We start from the raw sequence: 16,433 nt of genomic DNA, 5'->3' as shown, positions 1-16,433 counted from the left end.
CGGACACGGACCGTACGAACGCGCGGACAGGACGAACGCGGACAGCACGCTGCCGGAACACGTGCCGAACGCGGGCCGGATGATCACGCCTCGTAGGCTGATCACCATGGGGGAGACGACACCAGCCGTGCCGCAGCTGATACTTGACTGCCTGCCGGCACTCGCGGCAGCAGCCACCGCGACCTGGACCCTGGCCCGCCGCCGCACCGCCGCGCACACCCGACTGGCCCGCCCCACCGTGGTCTGCGCGCTGCTGTCCCTGGCGAGCACCGCGGCTGCCACCACGCATACCGGCTCGGCCCTGAAGCTCGTGGACGCGGTCTTGCTGCTGCCCCTCATCGCGGCGGTCGCCCGCTGGTCGCCCCGACGGGAACTGCGCCTCGCGATTCCGCTCGCAGCCCTCGCGGTAGCCGCCTGGCCCGTACCGCTGGTCCACGCCGGCTTCCTCGAACGTGCCGGCGCGGCGTCGTTCTGGCTGCTCCCGGCACTCGCCGCGGCAGCCCTCGGCGCCTATCCCCGTCATGTGGAGCAGCGCCGGCGTACCGCGGTCGCAGCGGCCCGGCGGACCCAGCGGCTACAGCTCTCCCGTGACCTTCATGACTTCGTGGCGCACGACATCAGCGGCATCGTCGTACAGGCCCAGGCAGCCCGTTTCCTGGCCCCGGCCGATCCCGGCCAGGCCGTACTGGCCCTGGAGCGGATCGAGAAGGCGGGTCTGAACGCCTTGGAGGCGATGGACCGCACGATGCACCTGCTGGACGGCGACCAGGAACCGGAGAGCACGTCACACCATCCACCGGGAATCGCCCAACTCGCCACCCTACTGGACGACTTCGCTGCGCTAAGCGGAACGGAAGTCCGCCTCCAACTGCCGCCGGGCGCAGCGGACGCCTTCGCTCTCGCCGCCCCGGAGGCGGGGGCGTTGGCCTACCGCATCGTGGCCGAGGCGCTCACCAACATCCACCGGCACGCCCCCCGGACGCCCCGCGCGGAGGTCCGCTTATCGCGCACCCCCACAGGCGTGGAACTGTGCGTGACCAACGAGCCGCCGGGCACGCCCTCCAGTCATCGCCCCACCGGCCTGCGCCGGCGCGGCGGGCGCGGGATCGCTGCCCTCACCGAAGACGTCCAGGCACGGGGCGGCAGCCTCACCGCCGGACCGCTCGACGAGGGCGGCTGGTGCCTCACGGCGGTCCTGCCGCTGCCGGCCGCCCCCACAAAGGAGTCCAAGGGGCCGAGGGAGTCCAAGCGGCCGAAGGTGCCTGAAAAGCCGAAGGTGACAGAGGAGCCGAAGTGACCATCCCGCCCACCAACGCCCCCGCCCCCAACCGCATCCCCGGCGTCACCCGCATTCTCCTCGCCGACGATCAGGCCGACGTACGCAGCGGATTCCGGCTGATCCTCGACTCGCAGCCGGACATGACCGTCGTCGGCGAGGCGGCGGACGGTGCCACGGCCGTCAGCCTGGCCCACGAGCTCCGGCCCGACCTGGTCATCGCCGACATCCGCATGCCGGTCCTGGACGGCTTGGAGGTGACCCGCCGCCTGACCGGCCCGGCCACGTCCGACCCGCCCCGCGTCCTGGTCGTCACGACTTTCGACCACGACGACTACGTCCGTACGGCTCTGCGCGACGGCGCCTGTGGCTTCCTCCTCAAACGCTCGGGCCCCGGCCTGCTGATCGAGGGCGTACGAGCCGCCATGGCCGGTGACCTCCTCATCAGCCCGCAACTCACCGTCCGCCTCCTGCAGTCCCTGGCCACCCCCGCCCCTCCCGCGGCGCGCGAGTCCTCGCCCCTCACCTCGCGCGAGGCGGAGATCGCCCGCCTTGTGGCGGAGGGGCTGACGAACGCCGAGATCGCCGCGCGCCTCTTCATCTCCGCGGGCACGGCGAAGACCCATATCGCCAATATCCAGGCCAAGTTGAAGGTCCGGAACCGCGTGGGCATCGCGGGCCTGGTCCTGGGAGACGCGCAACGCCCCGCACGCCGGGCCGTAGGGCCGTCACAGCACCCGGGGCAGGCCCGTCACCGCCATCACGAGCGAGTACAGCGAGGTGGTGGCCGTGATGAACAGCCGGTTGTTCTTGGGGCCGCCGAAGGCGATGTTGGAGACCGGCTCGGGTACGCGGAGCCTGCCGATGAGGGTGCCGTCGGGGTCGTAGCAGTGCACGCCGTCGTCGAACGCGGCGGCCCACAGCCGTCCCTGGTCGTCGAAGCGGATGTTGTCGAAGCCGCCGTCGGTGCGCTCCGCGAAGACCTTGCCGTCCGAGAGGGTGCCGTCCTCGCGGACGTAGAAGACGCGGATGTGCCGGGCCAGCGTGTCGGCGACGTACAACTGCCGTTCGTCCGGCGAGAAGACCAGGCCGTTCGGTCCGCCGAAACCGTCCGCGACCCGGTTGACCCCGCCCGTGACGGGGTCGATCCGGTAGACGTCGCAGGTGCCGAGCTCGCTCTCGGCGCGGTGCCCCTCGTAGTCACTGGTGATCCCGAAGTCCGGGTCGGTGAACCAGACCGAGCCGTCGGAGCGCACGACGGCGTCGTTCGGGCTGTTGAGGCGCTTGCCCTCGAAGCGGTCGGCGAGCACGGTGACACGGCCGTCGGGTTCGGTGCGGGTGACCCGGCGGTTGCCCTGTTCGCAGCTCACCAGCCGGCCCTCGCGGTCGAGGGTGTTGCCGTTGATGTGTCCGGCCGGGGAGCGGAAGACCCCGATCGCGCCGGTCGACTCGTCCCAGCGCAGCAGCCGGTCGTTGGGGATGTCGCTCCAGATCAGCTGCCGCCAGGCAGGCAGATAGAGCGGTCCCTCGGCCCAGCGGCAGTCCGCGTGCAACTGCTCAAGCCGTACGTCGCCGTTGGCGCACCGCCCGGTTCGGAAGCGCTCGTCCAGAATCTCATATGGAGTGGAGGACAATTCACCAGACATGGTTATCCCTTCAAGGGCTGCGGTCGAACCACATTCGAAGCGATAGTAGTGCGCCCGAACCAGATATGGTGGTGACATGGGGATGGTTCATCAGGGAATCGTGGACGACATCGACCGGGCGCTGATCGCGGAGCTTCAGCGCGATGCCGGCCAGGCCTACGCCGCGCTCGGCAAGGCGGTCGGGCTGTCGGCCGGCGCGGCTCACGAGCGCGTACGCAAGCTCCGCGAGCGTGGCGTCATCCGCCACACCACCGTGGACGTCGACCCGGCCGCCCTCGGGCAGGGCGTGCTCGCCTTCGTCATGGTCGACTCGTCGGCCTGGATGGGGGACGCGGCCGCGTCCTTCGCCGCCATTCCCGAGATTCAGGAAGCGCACATCATCGCGGGCGCCGCCTCCGTGCTCGTCAAGGTGCGCACGGCCACCACGGAGCAGTTGCAGCACGTCCTGCGGCGGCTCTACGCGATCGAGGGCGTGAGCGGGACTCAGGCGACGGTCGTGCTGGAGACCTTCTTCGAACGGCCGGTCAGCGCCGATTGACGCCCGGGGCCGGGCGGTCGCTCGCGGGTGCGGGGCGCGTGGGTGAGGGACGCCCGGCCCGCGTCCGGCCTCACCCGGGGCCGGCCTCCACCTCCAGGTGGCGGCGGCCGCCCGGGCCGCGGACCTCCAGGGCCTCGAAGCCCCAGTCGCGCAGTACCTGCCGGCACCGCAGGAGGCTCTCCCGCTCCTGGTAGCGGGCGCCACTGCCCCGCGGCCCGACCCACCGCACCACCACCAGCCCCGCCCGCTCCGCCTCATCCGTGCGGTAGCCGGTCCGCGCCGGTTCGCCGTCCGCGCCGACGGCTGACGGCGCCATTCCTGCGGCCTCCAGCAGCAGGCTCACCGTGCGCAGCAGCCGGCGCCGTTCCCACTCGGCGGGACGCCTCTGCGGATCGGGACCGGAGTTGGTCAGACCGCGGATGCTCCGGATGCCGTCGAGCGCCACGCGCAGTTCGGCCGCCCGCGCACCGGTCTCCCCCGCCGCCACCTCGTCGTGGCGTTCGGCCCCTGTGCGTACGCGCAGGCCGTCCGCCTGGCTGTCCCGCTCGTTCATCGATCGCCACCTGGCCCGGTTCGTTCGGTTCCCACCGGCACGAACGGTACGCATGACCGGGCTGAGGCGCAGAGCGATCGGCCGGGATGCGGGCCCTTACCCGGATATTCGATCGCAGGCACGGATCATCCCGGGCACAATGCGCGCATGCCGACCACCGCGGAGCAGTTGCTCTCCGCACTCGAACCGCTGCCGTTCCCCGCCCGCCTCTCCCGCACCGCGAGGACGGCCCGTCGGCTGGCGGAGGAGGGCCAACTCGCCCCGTTGCTCGCAGACTTGGACGCGCGAGGGCCGTACGAGCGGCGGCTCGCAGCGCTGGCCGCCCTCGCCGGGGAGGATGCCGGATTCCTCGCCGGGCGGCTCGCCGATCGCGACCCGGTCGTCGCCGGTTACGCCCGGCGCGCCGCCCGGCTGCTGCCGGTGCCGGACGAGGCGGTGGAGGCCGCGTACGACGAGGCCCCGGCCGTACTGCGGCACCGGCTGGCCCGCCTCCTCGCCGCCGGTGGACGTACCGCGCTCGCCGAACGGCTGGTGGTGCGGCTGCGCGCGGACTGGGGCGACGCGGAGGCCGCGCGACTGCTGCCGGCGTGTACCGCCCCCTTCGTGGCGCGGCACCTCCCCGAGCTCGCGCACGCCGTCGACAGCTGGACCGGACTCGCCCGCCGGCATCCCGACCCGGTGCTGGACCATGCCGAAGCAGCCCTGGCCGAGCGGGCCGGCGAACGGCAGCGGGAGGACTGGTGGCGGCTGCACGCCACGGCGGTCGCCGTGCTCGCGCCGCTCCGCCCCGAGCGGGTGCTGACGCTGCTGGAGCGGTACGGGCCGGAAAGCCTGCCGCGCCCGCTGCACACCGGGCTCGGCGCCCTGGTCGACGCGGACGCCGAGCGGGTCGTGCGCTGGCTGACCTCCCCCGACCGGTACCTGCAGCGCCATGAGCCGGTGCCGCCGCCGGGAGTGCTGCGCAGGCTGGTGCGGGCCGCACCGGAGTCGCTGCCCGTACTCGGCCGCCACTGGCTGGGCCGCAGCGTGCACTTCACCGCCCTGGTCAAGGCCATGGCCCCCGGGCGGCGCCCGGCCTTCCTCGACGCCGTCGCCGCCGGCGGCGCACCCGGGGAGCCGGCCCTGGCCGTCCTCGCCCTGCTGCCCCGCGAACGGCGCTGGGCGGAGGTACGGCGGGCGGCAGCGGAGTTCACGGACGGCACCAGCTGGTGGGAGCGCCTGGACACCCTCGCCCACGGGCCGCTCGACGAGGCCCGGCCCGCGCTGCTCGCCGGGATCCGACGGTCCGATGCGGACGACCGGGCTGCCGCCTGGCCGCTCCTGGTGGCGTGCGTCGCCCTGGACGGCGGCCGCCAGGCGCTCACCGAACTGCTGACCGCGATGAGGCGGCTGCGCAACGACCGGGACCCGGTACGCGCCGCGGCACTGGAGGCACTGGAGGCGGTACCCGCGCGGCTGTTCCACTCCGATCACGCCGCGCTGCTGGACGAGATCACCGTCGCCGCCCTGGAGGCCCGGGACAGTTCTGCCGGCAGCCGGGCGGCGGTACGGGCCCTCGCCGCACGCGTGCTGGTCGAGCACGCCACCGACGGTGAATCAGCCCTTCCTGCCTGGGCGCTGCGCACCCTGGAGCGCCTGGTGGGCCGGGTCGGCGTCCCCGATTTCGGGCCGCTGCACCGGGTCCTGCGCCGCGGCCAGGAGCACCAGCTGTTCGAGGCGCTGCGACCATGGCTGGTGGCGGCCGCCCAACGCGCCGACTTCCGGCTGCTGCTGAGTCTGGCCGATGCGCTGGGGCCGCGCGCCCGGCAGCTGCCCCAGCTGCAGGACCTGCTGGCCACGGCCCTGGAGCACGGCGACGACGAGACGTTCGCGGCGGCCGCGGAACGATGGCTGGCCGCACCGGCCACCCGCGACGAGCGGGTGGCCCGGATCGTCGCGCTCGAACCTTCGGCGGTCGTGCTCCCAGCCGTACGGCGGGTCCTGGCCCGACGGCGCACGGACCTGCTCGACGCGTTGCTCGACGACACCCCGCCCTACGGCCGCTTCCTGGTGCGCGGTGCCCGGCGTCCGCTGCCGCATCTCGGCGACAGCGACCGCTGGCTGCCCCGCCAGCAACGGGCCGCGGCACGGCTCGCCGGGCAGGCGGCCGCGGACCGCTCCCTGCCACTCGACGAGCGCGCCGCCGCGGTCCGGGCCGCCGCACGTATCCCCGAACGGGGCCGGGCCCTGGCGGTGCAGCACGCCGACGACGCGGACGTGGTCGTCGCCGAGGCGGCGCTCGGCGCGCTGCCCTGGACCGACCGGCCCCATGAGGTCCTGCCGGTGCTGCTGGAGCAGGCCGGCAGCGACCGGGCGCGGGTCGCGGTGTACGCGGCGACCCGCGCCGCCCGCTTCGCCGCCCCGGCCGAACTCGCCCTTTCGCTCGGCGAGTTGCTGGCCGGGGAACGGGTGGCCAAGGTGACCTCCCGCAAGGAGGCGGTACGGCTCGCGGCCCGTTTCCTGCCGCCGCAACGAGCGGTGTCCCTGCTGGCGCAGGCCTTCGACGCCCCCGACCGCCACCCGGACGTACGGGCCGCCGTCGTCCGCGCCCTGCCGCCCCTGCTCGACGTGCCCGAGGCCTGGCGCCTCCTCCACGACGCCGCACACGACGACGCCCCGCCCGTGCTCGACGCCCTCCTGCGGGTGGCCCCTTGGGAGCTGGCCCACGCCCACCGCTCCGGGTACGCCGCCGTGGTCCATGCCGCGTACGACGCGTGCCTGGCGTCCGTCGACGGCTTCGCGGGCTACCACACGCTGCACGCCCTGGGCGCGTGGTGCCGCTACGCCCCCGAGGTCGCCGGCCGGCTCTCCCGTACGGTCTGCGATCTCGACCACCGCGCCCACTGGCAGTACGCGGCCTGGGTCCTGCGCGAGCTGGCCGGGTCGGACCTCCCGCACCCGGTGGGCGGTGCGGATCCCGGCAGCGTGCTCCACGGCGCGGTGGCGGAGTTGCTCGCCGCGATGGGCACGCCGGACGGCGGCTGCGACGCCCTGCCGGACCGCGACCTGCCGGCCCTGCAGCGGCTGCGCACCCTGGTGACCCCGAGCTCGAACCAGACCGAGCGGCCCGAGCTGCTCGCGGCGCTCGCCGGTCAACTGGCGCCGGAACCACTGCTCGTGGCCGAACGCGCCGATCTGCTGCGCAGACTGGTCGACCGCACCGCCGACCCGGCCGCGCTGCTCCCCCGCCTGCGGGACCTGGCGGCGGCCCTCCAGAACGCCGGAGTGACCGTCGCCCTGCACACCGCCGGACGGCTCCAGACCTCCCGGGCAGCCGGCGCATCCCCGCAGCGCACCGGTGCCCTGCTGGCCGCAGCCACCGAGCTGGCACAGGACGGCGGCGCCGTCACCGGCCTGCTGGCGGCCGTACTGGCAACCGGAACCGGCAGCAGCCTCGGCTGGCCCGAGGAATGGCGGTCACTCCTGCGCTCCCTGCGCCGGCACCCGCACCCTGACGTACGCCACCAAGCGCACCGGACGGTGACCGAAACGGAATGACCGGTGTGCACCGGCTGTCGTGGCGGGTGAGGCTGCCTTCTACCGGGGCGTTTCCGTCCAGCTGACCGGCAGTTCGTGGACGCCGTAGATGTTCGGGAAAGACCAGCGGACTGACCGGGCGGGCCTCGCGCAGCCGGGTGATGTCGCGGGGCGGGTCGAAGGGACCCGCATCGCGCTCCATGGGGAGACCGTGCGGGACGGGGACCGGCTGACTCATCGGATGTCCTTTCGTGGCGGTTGCTCCGGCTGCATTCTCAGACGGACCTGCCACCCGAATCGACGTAAGGCTCGACCCTCTACGTGGTCCTGATGCGCCGCGACATCGCTCACAACGCCCGCCACACGGCCGGCACATAAGGCACAGAAGGCGGTGCGCCCTGCCCCACCGAGGGAGCAGCCGTGGGCCGGGTCCCCGCCATTCCCCCGCCTCGCCGCGCGTGGCGGCCGTCGTCCCCGCCCCGGCTGCGAAAGGATCACCGTGGGCGCCGGCGGGCGTCATGGGTGCTGGGCGACAGGTGGAAGGACGGGTGTGCGGGACGCGGACGTGGTCATCGTCGGGGCGGGAGCGGCGGGGCTTTCGCTGGCCCACCGGCTGTGCGACGCACCGGGTGCCGGGGCACGTCGGCCGACCGTGGTGCTGGTGGACGCGCCGCCGGGACCGCGTAGGCCGCCGGAACGGACCTGGTGTTTCTGGGAGGCGCCGGACGGCGAGTTCGACCGGGCGCTGACCGCCGGATGGGACGCCCTGCGGGTGTACGGACCCGACGGCACGGAGCGGGTGGGGCGGCCCGCGCCACTGCGCTACAAGATGCTGCGGTCCGGCGACTTCGCCGCCGCCGTCGAGGCCCGGCTGGCCGGGAACCCCGCCGTGCGGCGCGTCGAGGCGACGGTGGCGGCGGTGCGCGACACCGCCGACGGCGCCGAGGTCCGGGGGTGTGATGCTGCGGGGCGCCCGGTGACGCTGCGGGCCCGCTGGGCCTTCGACTCCCGCCCGGGGCAACTGCTTCCGCCCGCCCGCACCACGCTGCGGCAGCACTTCCGGGGCTGGTTCGTCCGTACCCAAAGAGCGGTGTTCGACCCGGAGGTGGCGGACTGGATGGACTTCCGCGTTCCGCAGCCGGCCCACGGCCTGGCCTTCGGCTACGTCCTTCCGCTGGACCCGCACACGGCGCTGGTGGAGTACACCCAATTCTCCCGGCGGCCGCTGGCTGTCGCCGACTACGAAAGGGCGTTGCGCCACTACACCGAAGAGGTGCGCAAGCTCGGGCCGTTCGAGATCACGGGAGCGGAACAGGGCGTCATCCCGATGACCGACGGCCGGTTTCCGTACCGGGCGGGGCGCTCGGTGTTCCGCATCGGGACCGCCGGCGGCGCCACCCGCCCCTCGACCGGATACACCTTCGCCGCGGTGCAGCGCCAGACCGCGGGCCTCGCCGCCGCGCTCCGGCGGCCCGGGGCGCCCCTGCCACCGCCGGTGCACAGCCGTTGGGCCCGTGCCCTGGACGCCGTGCTGCTGCGCGGACTGGACAGCGGGCGGGTGGACGGCGCCGCGTTCTTCAGCGACCTGTTCGGCGCGGTGCCCACCGAACGTCTGCTGCGGTTCCTCGACGGTCGTTCCCGGCTCTGGGAGGACCTGACCATCGGGTTGCACACGCCCGTGCTCCCGATGCTCCGTACCGTCGCCGAACTCCCGCTACTGCCCCGAAAGTCCGCCCCGTGGTGACCGGGGCTGCTCGTCACCGGGAGGACTCATGAACGCTCGGTACCTGCCGTCGTCCGCCCCGGCCGCCCGGCGCGGCCGCGACCGCCGCGCACGGGTGCTGCCGGGGCCCCCGGGTGCCGCACGGGCGGCGGCCGACGGATCGCCCGCGGTAGCGGTGATCGGCGGCGGCATCGCCGGCCTGGCGGCCGCGACGGCGCTGGCCGAGCGCGGGGTGCGAGTGACGCTGTACGAGCGCGAACGCGTCCTCGGGGGCCGGCTGGCGGGCCGGCCGGTGCGGCTCGCCGACGGCTCGGCGGCGACCATGAGCCGGGGATTCCACGCCTTCTTCCCCCAGTACTACAACCTGCGGGGGCTGTTGCGGCGCATCGACCCCGGACTGCGAGCGCTGCGACGGCTCCCGGACTATCCGCTGCTGCACCGCTCGGGCACCCGCGACAGCTTCGCCCGCGTACCGCGCACACCGCCCTGGAGCGCCCTCGGCTTCATGGCCCTCAGCCCGACCTTCGCCTGGCGGGACCTGGCCCGGATGCGCCCCGGCGCGGCCCTGCCGCTGCTCGACGTCCGGGTGCCGGAGATCTACCAGCGGCTCGACGGGACCAGCGCCTGGGACCTGCTGACCCGCATCGGCTTTCCCCAGGCCGCGCGCCACCTCGCGTTCGAGGTGTTCTCCCGGAGCTTCTTCGCCGATCCTCGCCAACTGTCCGCGGCGGAAATGGCGTTGATGTTCCACATCTACTTCCTCGGGTCCAGCGAGGGGCTGCTGTTCGACGTGCCCGCGGAGCCGTACCCGCAGGCGCTGTGGGCTCCGCTCGCCCGGTACCTGGAAGGGCACGGCGTACGGCTGCGGACCAGCACGCCGGTGGACCGCGTCGAGCCGGGGGCGGGCGGCCGGGTGCGCGTGGCCGCGAGCAACGGGGCGCATCCGTACGACGCCGTGGTGCTCGCGCTCGACACCGCCGGTCTGCGGCGGGTCGTGGCGGCATCCGGCGGACTGGGGGACGCCGCCTGGCGGGCGCGCATCGGGCGGCTGCGCACCGCCCCGCCGTTCCTGGTGTCCCGGCTGTGGCTGGAGCGGCGGGTGTCCCCCGACCGGCCCGGCTTCCTGGGCACCAGCGGCTTCGGTTCGCTGGACAACATCAGCGTGCTGGAACGCTGGGAGGGCGAGGCCGCCCGCTGGTCCGGCCGCACCGGCGGTTCCGTCCTCGAACTGCACGCCTATGCGGTGCGGCCGGACGCCGACCGGGCACACGAACAGCGCCGTCTGGTCGAGCAGTTGCACACCGTCTACCCGGAGACCCGCGGGGTACGGATCGTCGACCAGCGCCACGAGTGGCGGGCCGACTGTCCGCTGTTCGCGGTGGGCGGCTACGCCGACCGGCCCACCGTCCACACTCCCGACCCCCGGGTGGTGATCGCCGGCGACCTGGTGCGTACGGCGCTGCCGGTGGCGCTGATGGAACGCGCGGCGACCACCGGATTCCTGGCGGCCAACGCCCTGTTGGCCCGCTGGGGCGTGCGCGGTCACCCGCTGTGGACCGTGCCGGACAAGGGACGGGTGGCCGCGCTGCGGTGGGCGGCCGGACGCGCCGGACGTTGACCGCCCCCGCCCTTCGTGCCTCGGCCCGGTCAGCCCGAACAGCGGCCATCAGCCCGGCCAGCGGCCGCTGTGGCGCAGCTGCCAACGGCGCTCGGCGTATGCGAGGTCGTCCCGCCACAGCCGGCCGGCGGCCGCCCGCATCAACGGGCGCACCAGCGGCGCCGCGGCGCGGGCCAGCGCGAACCCGGGCCGGTCGGAGCGGGCCAGCACCGCTTCGACCACCGCGGTGCGCGGCCGGCCGCGGTCGTCCGGTGCCAGTGGCGTGGCATGGGTCTCGACCACCGACCCCGCCCCCTCGCCGTCGACGAGGTGCATGACCACCGTGCGCGGCTCCGGCGCGGTGAAACGTGCCGTCACCGGAACCACCGCACGCCCGGCGACCTTGAAGGAGACCTCGACCAGGAACTCGTCCGGGCCCTCCGTACCGGCCTCCGCCGGTGCGCCGACCACCGTGAGGTCCACGAACGAGTAGGGGTGGAACCACGCCCCGTGCCAGGGGTCCAGCCGGTTGGCCACCACGTCCTCCGGTTCGCACCCGCCCACGGCCGTGTGCACGGCGACGAGCGAGCCGGCCGGTCCGGGCCGGGGCGGGAGGACCGGCCGCGGCAGGGGCCGTTCGCCGCCGGCCGCGTCCAGCCGGACCCAGGCGAGCACTCCGTCGTCGTGGGTGGGGAACGGTTCCCAGCCGGCGAACGCGGCACCGTCCAGGGCCAGTCCGTGCCAGCGGCAGCGGAGCGTGCCGCAGTGCACGGCGCCCTCCGCGAGCGGCGCCCCGAGGTGCGGACAGGCCCCCGGCCCGGCCACCAGACGCCCGCCGGCATCGCGCCAGGCGACCACCTCCACGCCGGCCACCGTCCGGCCGAACGGTTTCCGGGGCCCGATGTCACGGGCCGCGCAGAGCACGAACCAGTTGCCCGACGGCCGGGCGAGCGCCCTTTTCAGCGCCCCGTCGATGACCGCGGGCCGGGCGTCCCGCCAGGTGGGCCGCTGCCGCTCCCACCGCTCGGGCCTGCGCCGCAGCCGCAGCGGGACTTGCGGGCGGTGACGGGCGCGCGGGCTCATGCGCTCTCCTTCTGCGCCGGCTGCGGCATCCGTTCCCGCGGCACGGCGGGCGGCGGGGCGGTCAGACGGGCCGCGACGGACCGGGCCAGCCCGCCCAGTGCGGTGGCCGCGCGGCGCCGGCGGGAGACCACCGCACGCCGGTGCAGCACGGCGTACCCGTCCTCGCGCACCGCGTCGAGGATGGCGCCGTAGAGCACGAAGGCGGTGCGCATGCACGGGCGCGACACCGGGTCGAGCATGGCGAGGCCGGGGGCCGCCTCCCGGTAGACGCCGCGGGTGAGCTCGGCCGCGGCCGCCAGCGCCTCGGTGATACGCGGGTCCGGGCGGCCGGTGTCCCGGCTCCACCGCAGCAGCGCGCGGTCGACCCCGTGTGCCGCCAGCAGATCGGCGGGCAGATAGACGCGCCCCCGGTCGAGGTCCTCCCCGACGTCCCGCAGGAAGTTGGTCAGCTGGAAGGCGACGCCGAGCGCGGCGGCGTGCGGGGCGGCTTCCTGGCGGGGGACGACGGTGCCCAGCACGGGCAGTATCTGCAGGCCGATCACCGCCGCCGAGCCGTGCATGTAGGACCGCAGGTCCGCGTACGTCGGGTAGTCCGTGACGACCAGGTCCATCCGCATCGACGTCAGGAAGTCGGCGAAGTGGGCGTGGTCGATGCCGTACGCGGCGGCGGTGTGCGCCACCGCCCGGACGACCGGCTCCGGGCTCGGTCCGCCGCGCAGCCCGTCCTGCAGAGTGCGGTGCAGCAGAGAGAGCGCCCGCGCACGGTCGGCGGTGCTGCTGCCGGTTGCCGGATCGTCGACGAGGTCATCGGCGTGCCGGGCGAATCCGTAGAGCGCGTGCACGGCCGGCCGCCGGTCGGCCGGCAGCAGCCGGGTGGCCAGGAAGTACGTTCTGCCGTGCCGGGCGTTGAGCCGGCGGCAGTGGGCGTAGTCGGCGCGCAGCCGGGGGTCGGTGATGCCCGCCGCGGTCAGTTCGCGCTCCGTCATGCCGGTACGGTCCGTTCGCCGGTCCGGGGCGCACCGGCGCGGGAACGCGGCGGACGGAGCCCGGTCACCCGCGCGGCGGCCAGCTTGCCGGAGATCAGCACGGTGGGGACACCGACGCCGGGGGTCGTGCCGCACCCCGCCAGCACGGCGTTCTCGGTACCCCGTACGAGATTGCGCGGCCGGAACGGGCCGGTCTGCGCGAAGGTGTGCGCGGCCGAGAACGGCGTACCGGCGGCCAGTCCCTGCGCCGCCCAGTCGGCCGGCGTCACCGTGCCCAGGTCCTCGGCGGTGGCGAGCCCGGTGAACCCGCGGCGCTCCAGCAGCGACAACAGACCGTCCCGGTACCGGGGAGCGAGCGCCGACCAGCCCTCCGCGCCCGGTCCGGTCTCGGTGTTGGGGCACGGCGCCAGGACGTAGTGCAGATGCCGGCCCGGCGGTGCGAGTGCCGGGTCCGATGCGGTGGGGCGGGTCACCAGCAGCGAGGGATCGCTCATCAGGTCTCCGCGGCGGGTGAGTTCGTCGAAGGTGCGCTCCCAGGCCGCGCCGAACGAGAGCGTGTGGTGCGCGGTGCCCGGCCAGGTCCGCGCGCCGCCCGCGTGCAGGACCACGGCGGACGGCGCATGGCGCAGCCGGACCGGACGCCGGGGCCGTCGGCCCAGCAGGCGGTAGGTGACCGGGAGGTCCGGGGTGAGCACCACCGCGTCGCAGGCGATCCGCTCGTCCGCCGTGACCACCGCGCTGATCCGGCCGCCGGCGCGTTCCAGCCGGGTGACCGGCGTGCCGTAGCGGAATGCGGCACCGGCAGCAGCGGCGGCGTCGGCCATCGCCCGCGGCAGCGCATGCATACCGCCGCGCGGGAAGTACACCCCGGCGACCGTGTCCATGTAGGCGATGACGGCGTACGCGGCCAGGGCCCGGGCGGGCGGCACCCCCGCGTACAGCGCCTGGAACGAGAAGACCCTGCGCAGCCGCGGATCGGTCACGAACCGGCCGATACGGTCGTCGAGCCGGCCGAACCCGCCGAGCGCGGCCAGCCGCGCCAGGTCCGGGTGCAGCAGTTGCAGCGGCGAGTCGAAGTTGCTGTCGATGAAGCGGCGGTGCTGGGCCTGGTACACCTGCTCCAGCCAGCGCCGCAGCCGCCGGTAGCCGTCCGCCGCGCCGGGGCCGGCGAACCGCTCCACCTCGGCCTCCATGGCCTGGGGGTCGGTGTGCACGTCCAGCTCGCTGCCGTCGGCGAACCGGGCGCGGTACGCCGGGTGCAGCTGCTGCAGCACCAGCCGGTCCGAAAGCCGCTCACCGACGGCGGCGAAGGCCTCCTCGATCAGGCCCGGCATGGTCAGCACGGTGGGTCCGGTGTCGATCCGATAGCCGCCACGCTCGACCCGCCCGGCCCGCCCGCCCGGCAGCCCGGCCCGCTCGACGACGGTCACCCGGCGGCCCGCACCGAGCAGATGCAACGCGGCGGACAATCCGGAAAGCCCGGCCCCGACCACCACCACATGATCGGTGGGCCCTGGCAGCGTCCTCACCGAACCCCGCCTCCACCCTCACCATCACCGTCATCGGGCTCGTCATCGTCACCATCACCGCTGTCAGCCCGCGCAGCACAGGGTGGGGCGCAGGGTGCGGTCCCGCCACTACGGCGCATCGCACCTCCTCACGGTCTCGCTCTCGCCGGCCAAGGGGCAGGCGCACCGCGTTCCGGCACGTCACAGCCCCGCCTGCGCCCCTGGACGCGCCACGGGGGCGTGGCCGGGGCCAGCCTTCACTTGACCACGCCCCATGCCGAAATCGCCGTAACCGCCCCCGGACACACCAGCAAAACCGCCGGTCGGCACGGCAGCGGCGTCGTCCGGCGGGGGTGGCGGCAGCGCTGTCCGGTCACCAGGGTGGCAGCGCTCTTTTGCACCTCACTCGGGGCGAAGGCCAGCGACCGTCGGGCTCAGGCCCGCTTCTCTTGCTGCTCCTGCTGCTCCCGCTGCTCCTGCTCATCGAGCGGCCAGTTCCGCTTCTCGCACAGCCGCGCCACCCTGCTGGCCAGGTCCTCGGGCACCGGAACCCCCAATCGGCGGGCGGCCCCGAGCCGGTGCCGGACCAGACCCAGGGTCCAGTCCAGCTGCTCGTCACTGCGCGCCGCGAATTCCTGGAGCGCCTCCACCATCAGCTGCTGCCGGTCGATGTCCGCGACGTCCTCTGTCATGGGGGCTGAACCTACCTGGGCCTCCTGCCCCGGTACACCGCTGAACGCAGAAGTTATCCGACTGCTACCGCAGTGACAGACACCAGCAATGCGGACAACGGCCCCACGCACGACGAGCCGCCACGCTCACGTCACGGAGCTCCCGCGGTACAGGCAGTGGGCCGGACCGGCGTGGCTCCCGGATTCATCACGATTCATCACGTTGCTTGATGAGTGCAGAAGCCAAGTGCCCCTTGGTCGCGCCCGCCTCCCACGGTGAACTGGTCCTGCTCATCGCCGCGGCCCACGGGCGGCTGATGCGGACCAGACACGACATGACGCACCCAGCCGACACGCGCCGCGACGACACGACACCACACACGACGCGATGAGACGCGACTCGACGAGACGACAGGCAACGCGCCAAGCCGAGCCAAGTCGTACCGAGCCGAGCCGAGCCCAGATAAGACGAGACGAGAGACGAAAAGGAGCGCGACGATGCCGTACGCCACAGTGAAGGGAGTCCGGCTGTTCTACAGGGACAGCGGATCCGGCATACCGGTGCTTTTCCTCCACGGCTGGGGAACCAGCGGACGGGTGTGGGACGCCCAGGTCGCCGATCTGGCCGCCGACCACCGGGTGGTGACCGTGGACTGGCGCGGCTGCGGCCGAAGCGACCACCCGGTCACCGGGAACACCACCGCCACCAACGTCACCGACATCCTGGCCCTGATGGACCAACTGGGCCTGAATCAGCCCCTGTTGGTGGGAAGCTCGATCGGCGCCACCTTCGCCCTGGAGGCAGCACTGGCGGCACCCGAGCGGGTGGCCGGCGTGGTGTCGGTCAACGGCCCCGGCTACTGGCCCAGCCAGGGCATGGCGGGCGCGCTTCGCTCGCTGTGCGCGGCACTGGCCACCGATCGCCCCGCCGCCCTGGCCGAGTGGGTCCCGCACTGGTTCGCCCCGACGGCCGACCCGGCCCTGGCGGAGCAGACCGTGCAGCAGATCCTGCGATCCGGCGCGTTCATCGACGAGTTGTTCGCGGAGAGCAACCTCCAAGACCCGCGCGCGGCCATCGGCCGACTGAGGGTCCCGGCGGTCTTCGTACACGGCGGACTCGATACCGAGATCCCGCTGGAAGTGTCCCGGGACCTGGCCGCGCTGGCCCCGTACGGCGAGTTCCACGCGATCGAGCAGGCGGGCCACATGCCGCATCAGGAGCAGCCCGCCCTCGTCAACGCCCTGATCCGAACCGCCCTCGCCCGGCGGGCCGCCGGCACGTTGCCGACGACCACCGGGCCGAGCTGACGCACGGAAGTTACGTGCCCCGGTGGCC

The 16,433-nt window shown here is 74.1% G+C and carries 12 protein-coding genes and 2 pseudogenes; 7 read left to right on the top strand and 7 right to left on the bottom strand.

Going from position 1 to position 16,433, the window contains the following annotated elements; all coding sequences use genetic code 11:
• Window positions 1-106: 106 nt before the first annotated feature.
• Together ACGF4C_RS25490 and ACGF4C_RS25485 are read left to right on the top strand one after the other, a co-directional pair.
• A complete protein-coding gene (locus ACGF4C_RS25490; protein ID WP_393569127.1) occupies window positions 107-1,297 on the top strand; it encodes a sensor histidine kinase in 1,191 nt (396 codons plus the stop codon).
• Between the two features lie 35 nt (window positions 1,298-1,332).
• Window positions 1,333-1,999, top strand: a pseudogene (locus tag ACGF4C_RS25485) (response regulator).
• A gap of 5 nt (window positions 2,000-2,004) precedes the next feature.
• On the opposite strand, the gene ACGF4C_RS25480 reads toward ACGF4C_RS25485, so the two are convergent.
• Window positions 2,005-2,922, bottom strand: coding sequence for an SMP-30/gluconolactonase/LRE family protein (locus tag ACGF4C_RS25480; RefSeq protein ID WP_393569126.1), 918 nt, complete (start codon window positions 2,920-2,922; stop codon window positions 2,005-2,007).
• 100 nt (window positions 2,923-3,022) lie between these two features.
• Between ACGF4C_RS25480 and ACGF4C_RS25475 the strand changes: the two genes are divergently transcribed.
• Window positions 3,023-3,460, top strand: a complete 438-nt coding sequence (locus tag ACGF4C_RS25475; protein ID WP_393569200.1) for an Lrp/AsnC family transcriptional regulator — start codon at window positions 3,023-3,025, stop codon at window positions 3,458-3,460.
• A 70-nt stretch (window positions 3,461-3,530) separates the two neighbouring features.
• Here ACGF4C_RS25475 and ACGF4C_RS25470 read toward each other — a convergent pair whose 3' ends face one another.
• A complete protein-coding gene (locus ACGF4C_RS25470; protein ID WP_393569125.1) occupies window positions 3,531-4,013 on the bottom strand; it encodes a hypothetical protein in 483 nt (160 codons plus the stop codon).
• A 147-nt stretch (window positions 4,014-4,160) separates the two neighbouring features.
• Here ACGF4C_RS25470 and ACGF4C_RS25465 point away from each other — a divergent pair, with 147 nt between their 5' ends.
• The gene (locus tag ACGF4C_RS25465) at window positions 4,161-7,550 is read left to right on the top strand and encodes a hypothetical protein (RefSeq protein WP_393569124.1); all 3,390 of its coding nucleotides are present in this window, start codon (window positions 4,161-4,163) and stop codon (window positions 7,548-7,550) included.
• Window positions 7,551-7,641: 91 nt separating this feature from the next.
• Here ACGF4C_RS25465 and ACGF4C_RS25460 read toward each other — a convergent pair.
• Window positions 7,642-7,767 (bottom strand): annotated as a pseudogene (locus tag ACGF4C_RS25460) (cytochrome P450); the annotation flags it as partial.
• Between the two features lie 312 nt (window positions 7,768-8,079).
• On the opposite strand from ACGF4C_RS25460, the gene ACGF4C_RS25455 reads away from it, so the two are divergent.
• Window positions 8,080-9,273 (top strand): lycopene cyclase family protein, encoded by a 1,194-nt coding sequence (locus ACGF4C_RS25455; RefSeq protein WP_393569123.1) that lies wholly within the window; start codon window positions 8,080-8,082, stop codon window positions 9,271-9,273.
• A gap of 28 nt (window positions 9,274-9,301) precedes the next feature.
• Window positions 9,302-10,870, top strand: a complete 1,569-nt coding sequence (locus ACGF4C_RS25450) for an FAD-dependent oxidoreductase (RefSeq protein ID WP_393569122.1) — start codon at window positions 9,302-9,304, stop codon at window positions 10,868-10,870.
• Window positions 10,871-10,918: 48 nt separating this feature from the next.
• Here the strand turns inward: ACGF4C_RS25450 and ACGF4C_RS25445 are convergent, their stop codons facing one another.
• From ACGF4C_RS25445 to ACGF4C_RS25430, 4 genes are all read right to left on the bottom strand, one after another.
• The gene (locus ACGF4C_RS25445; protein ID WP_393569121.1) at window positions 10,919-11,932 is read right to left on the bottom strand and encodes a DUF5914 domain-containing protein; all 1,014 of its coding nucleotides are present in this window, start codon (window positions 11,930-11,932) and stop codon (window positions 10,919-10,921) included.
• Window positions 11,929-12,918 carry a phytoene/squalene synthase family protein gene (locus tag ACGF4C_RS25440; protein ID WP_393569120.1) on the bottom strand — a complete coding sequence of 330 codons (990 nt, stop codon included), beginning with the start codon at window positions 12,916-12,918 and terminating at the stop codon, window positions 11,929-11,931. Before ACGF4C_RS25440 ends, ACGF4C_RS25445 begins: the two co-directional genes overlap by 4 nt.
• Window positions 12,915-14,447, bottom strand: coding sequence for a phytoene desaturase family protein (crtI, locus tag ACGF4C_RS25435; RefSeq protein ID WP_393569119.1), 1,533 nt, complete (start codon window positions 14,445-14,447; stop codon window positions 12,915-12,917). Before crtI ends, ACGF4C_RS25440 begins: the two co-directional genes overlap by 4 nt.
• Before the next feature lie 413 nt (window positions 14,448-14,860).
• A complete protein-coding gene (locus tag ACGF4C_RS25430) occupies window positions 14,861-15,118 on the bottom strand; it encodes a hypothetical protein (RefSeq protein ID WP_393569118.1) in 258 nt (85 codons plus the stop codon).
• A 477-nt stretch (window positions 15,119-15,595) separates the two neighbouring features.
• On the opposite strand from ACGF4C_RS25430, the gene ACGF4C_RS25425 reads away from it, so the two are divergent.
• Window positions 15,596-16,405: an alpha/beta fold hydrolase gene (locus ACGF4C_RS25425; protein ID WP_393569117.1), complete on the top strand. Its 810-nt coding sequence runs from the start codon at window positions 15,596-15,598 to the stop codon at window positions 16,403-16,405.
• Window positions 16,406-16,433 lie beyond the last annotated feature (28 nt).

It is taken from the genome of Streptomyces sp. NPDC048197, from assembly GCF_043202395.1.
Lineage (GTDB): Bacteria > Actinomycetota > Actinomycetes > Streptomycetales > Streptomycetaceae > Streptomyces > Streptomyces siderophoricus.
The sequence above is the reverse complement of the archived record's forward strand: the minus strand, read 5'-3'. Positions and strand labels throughout refer to the sequence as shown.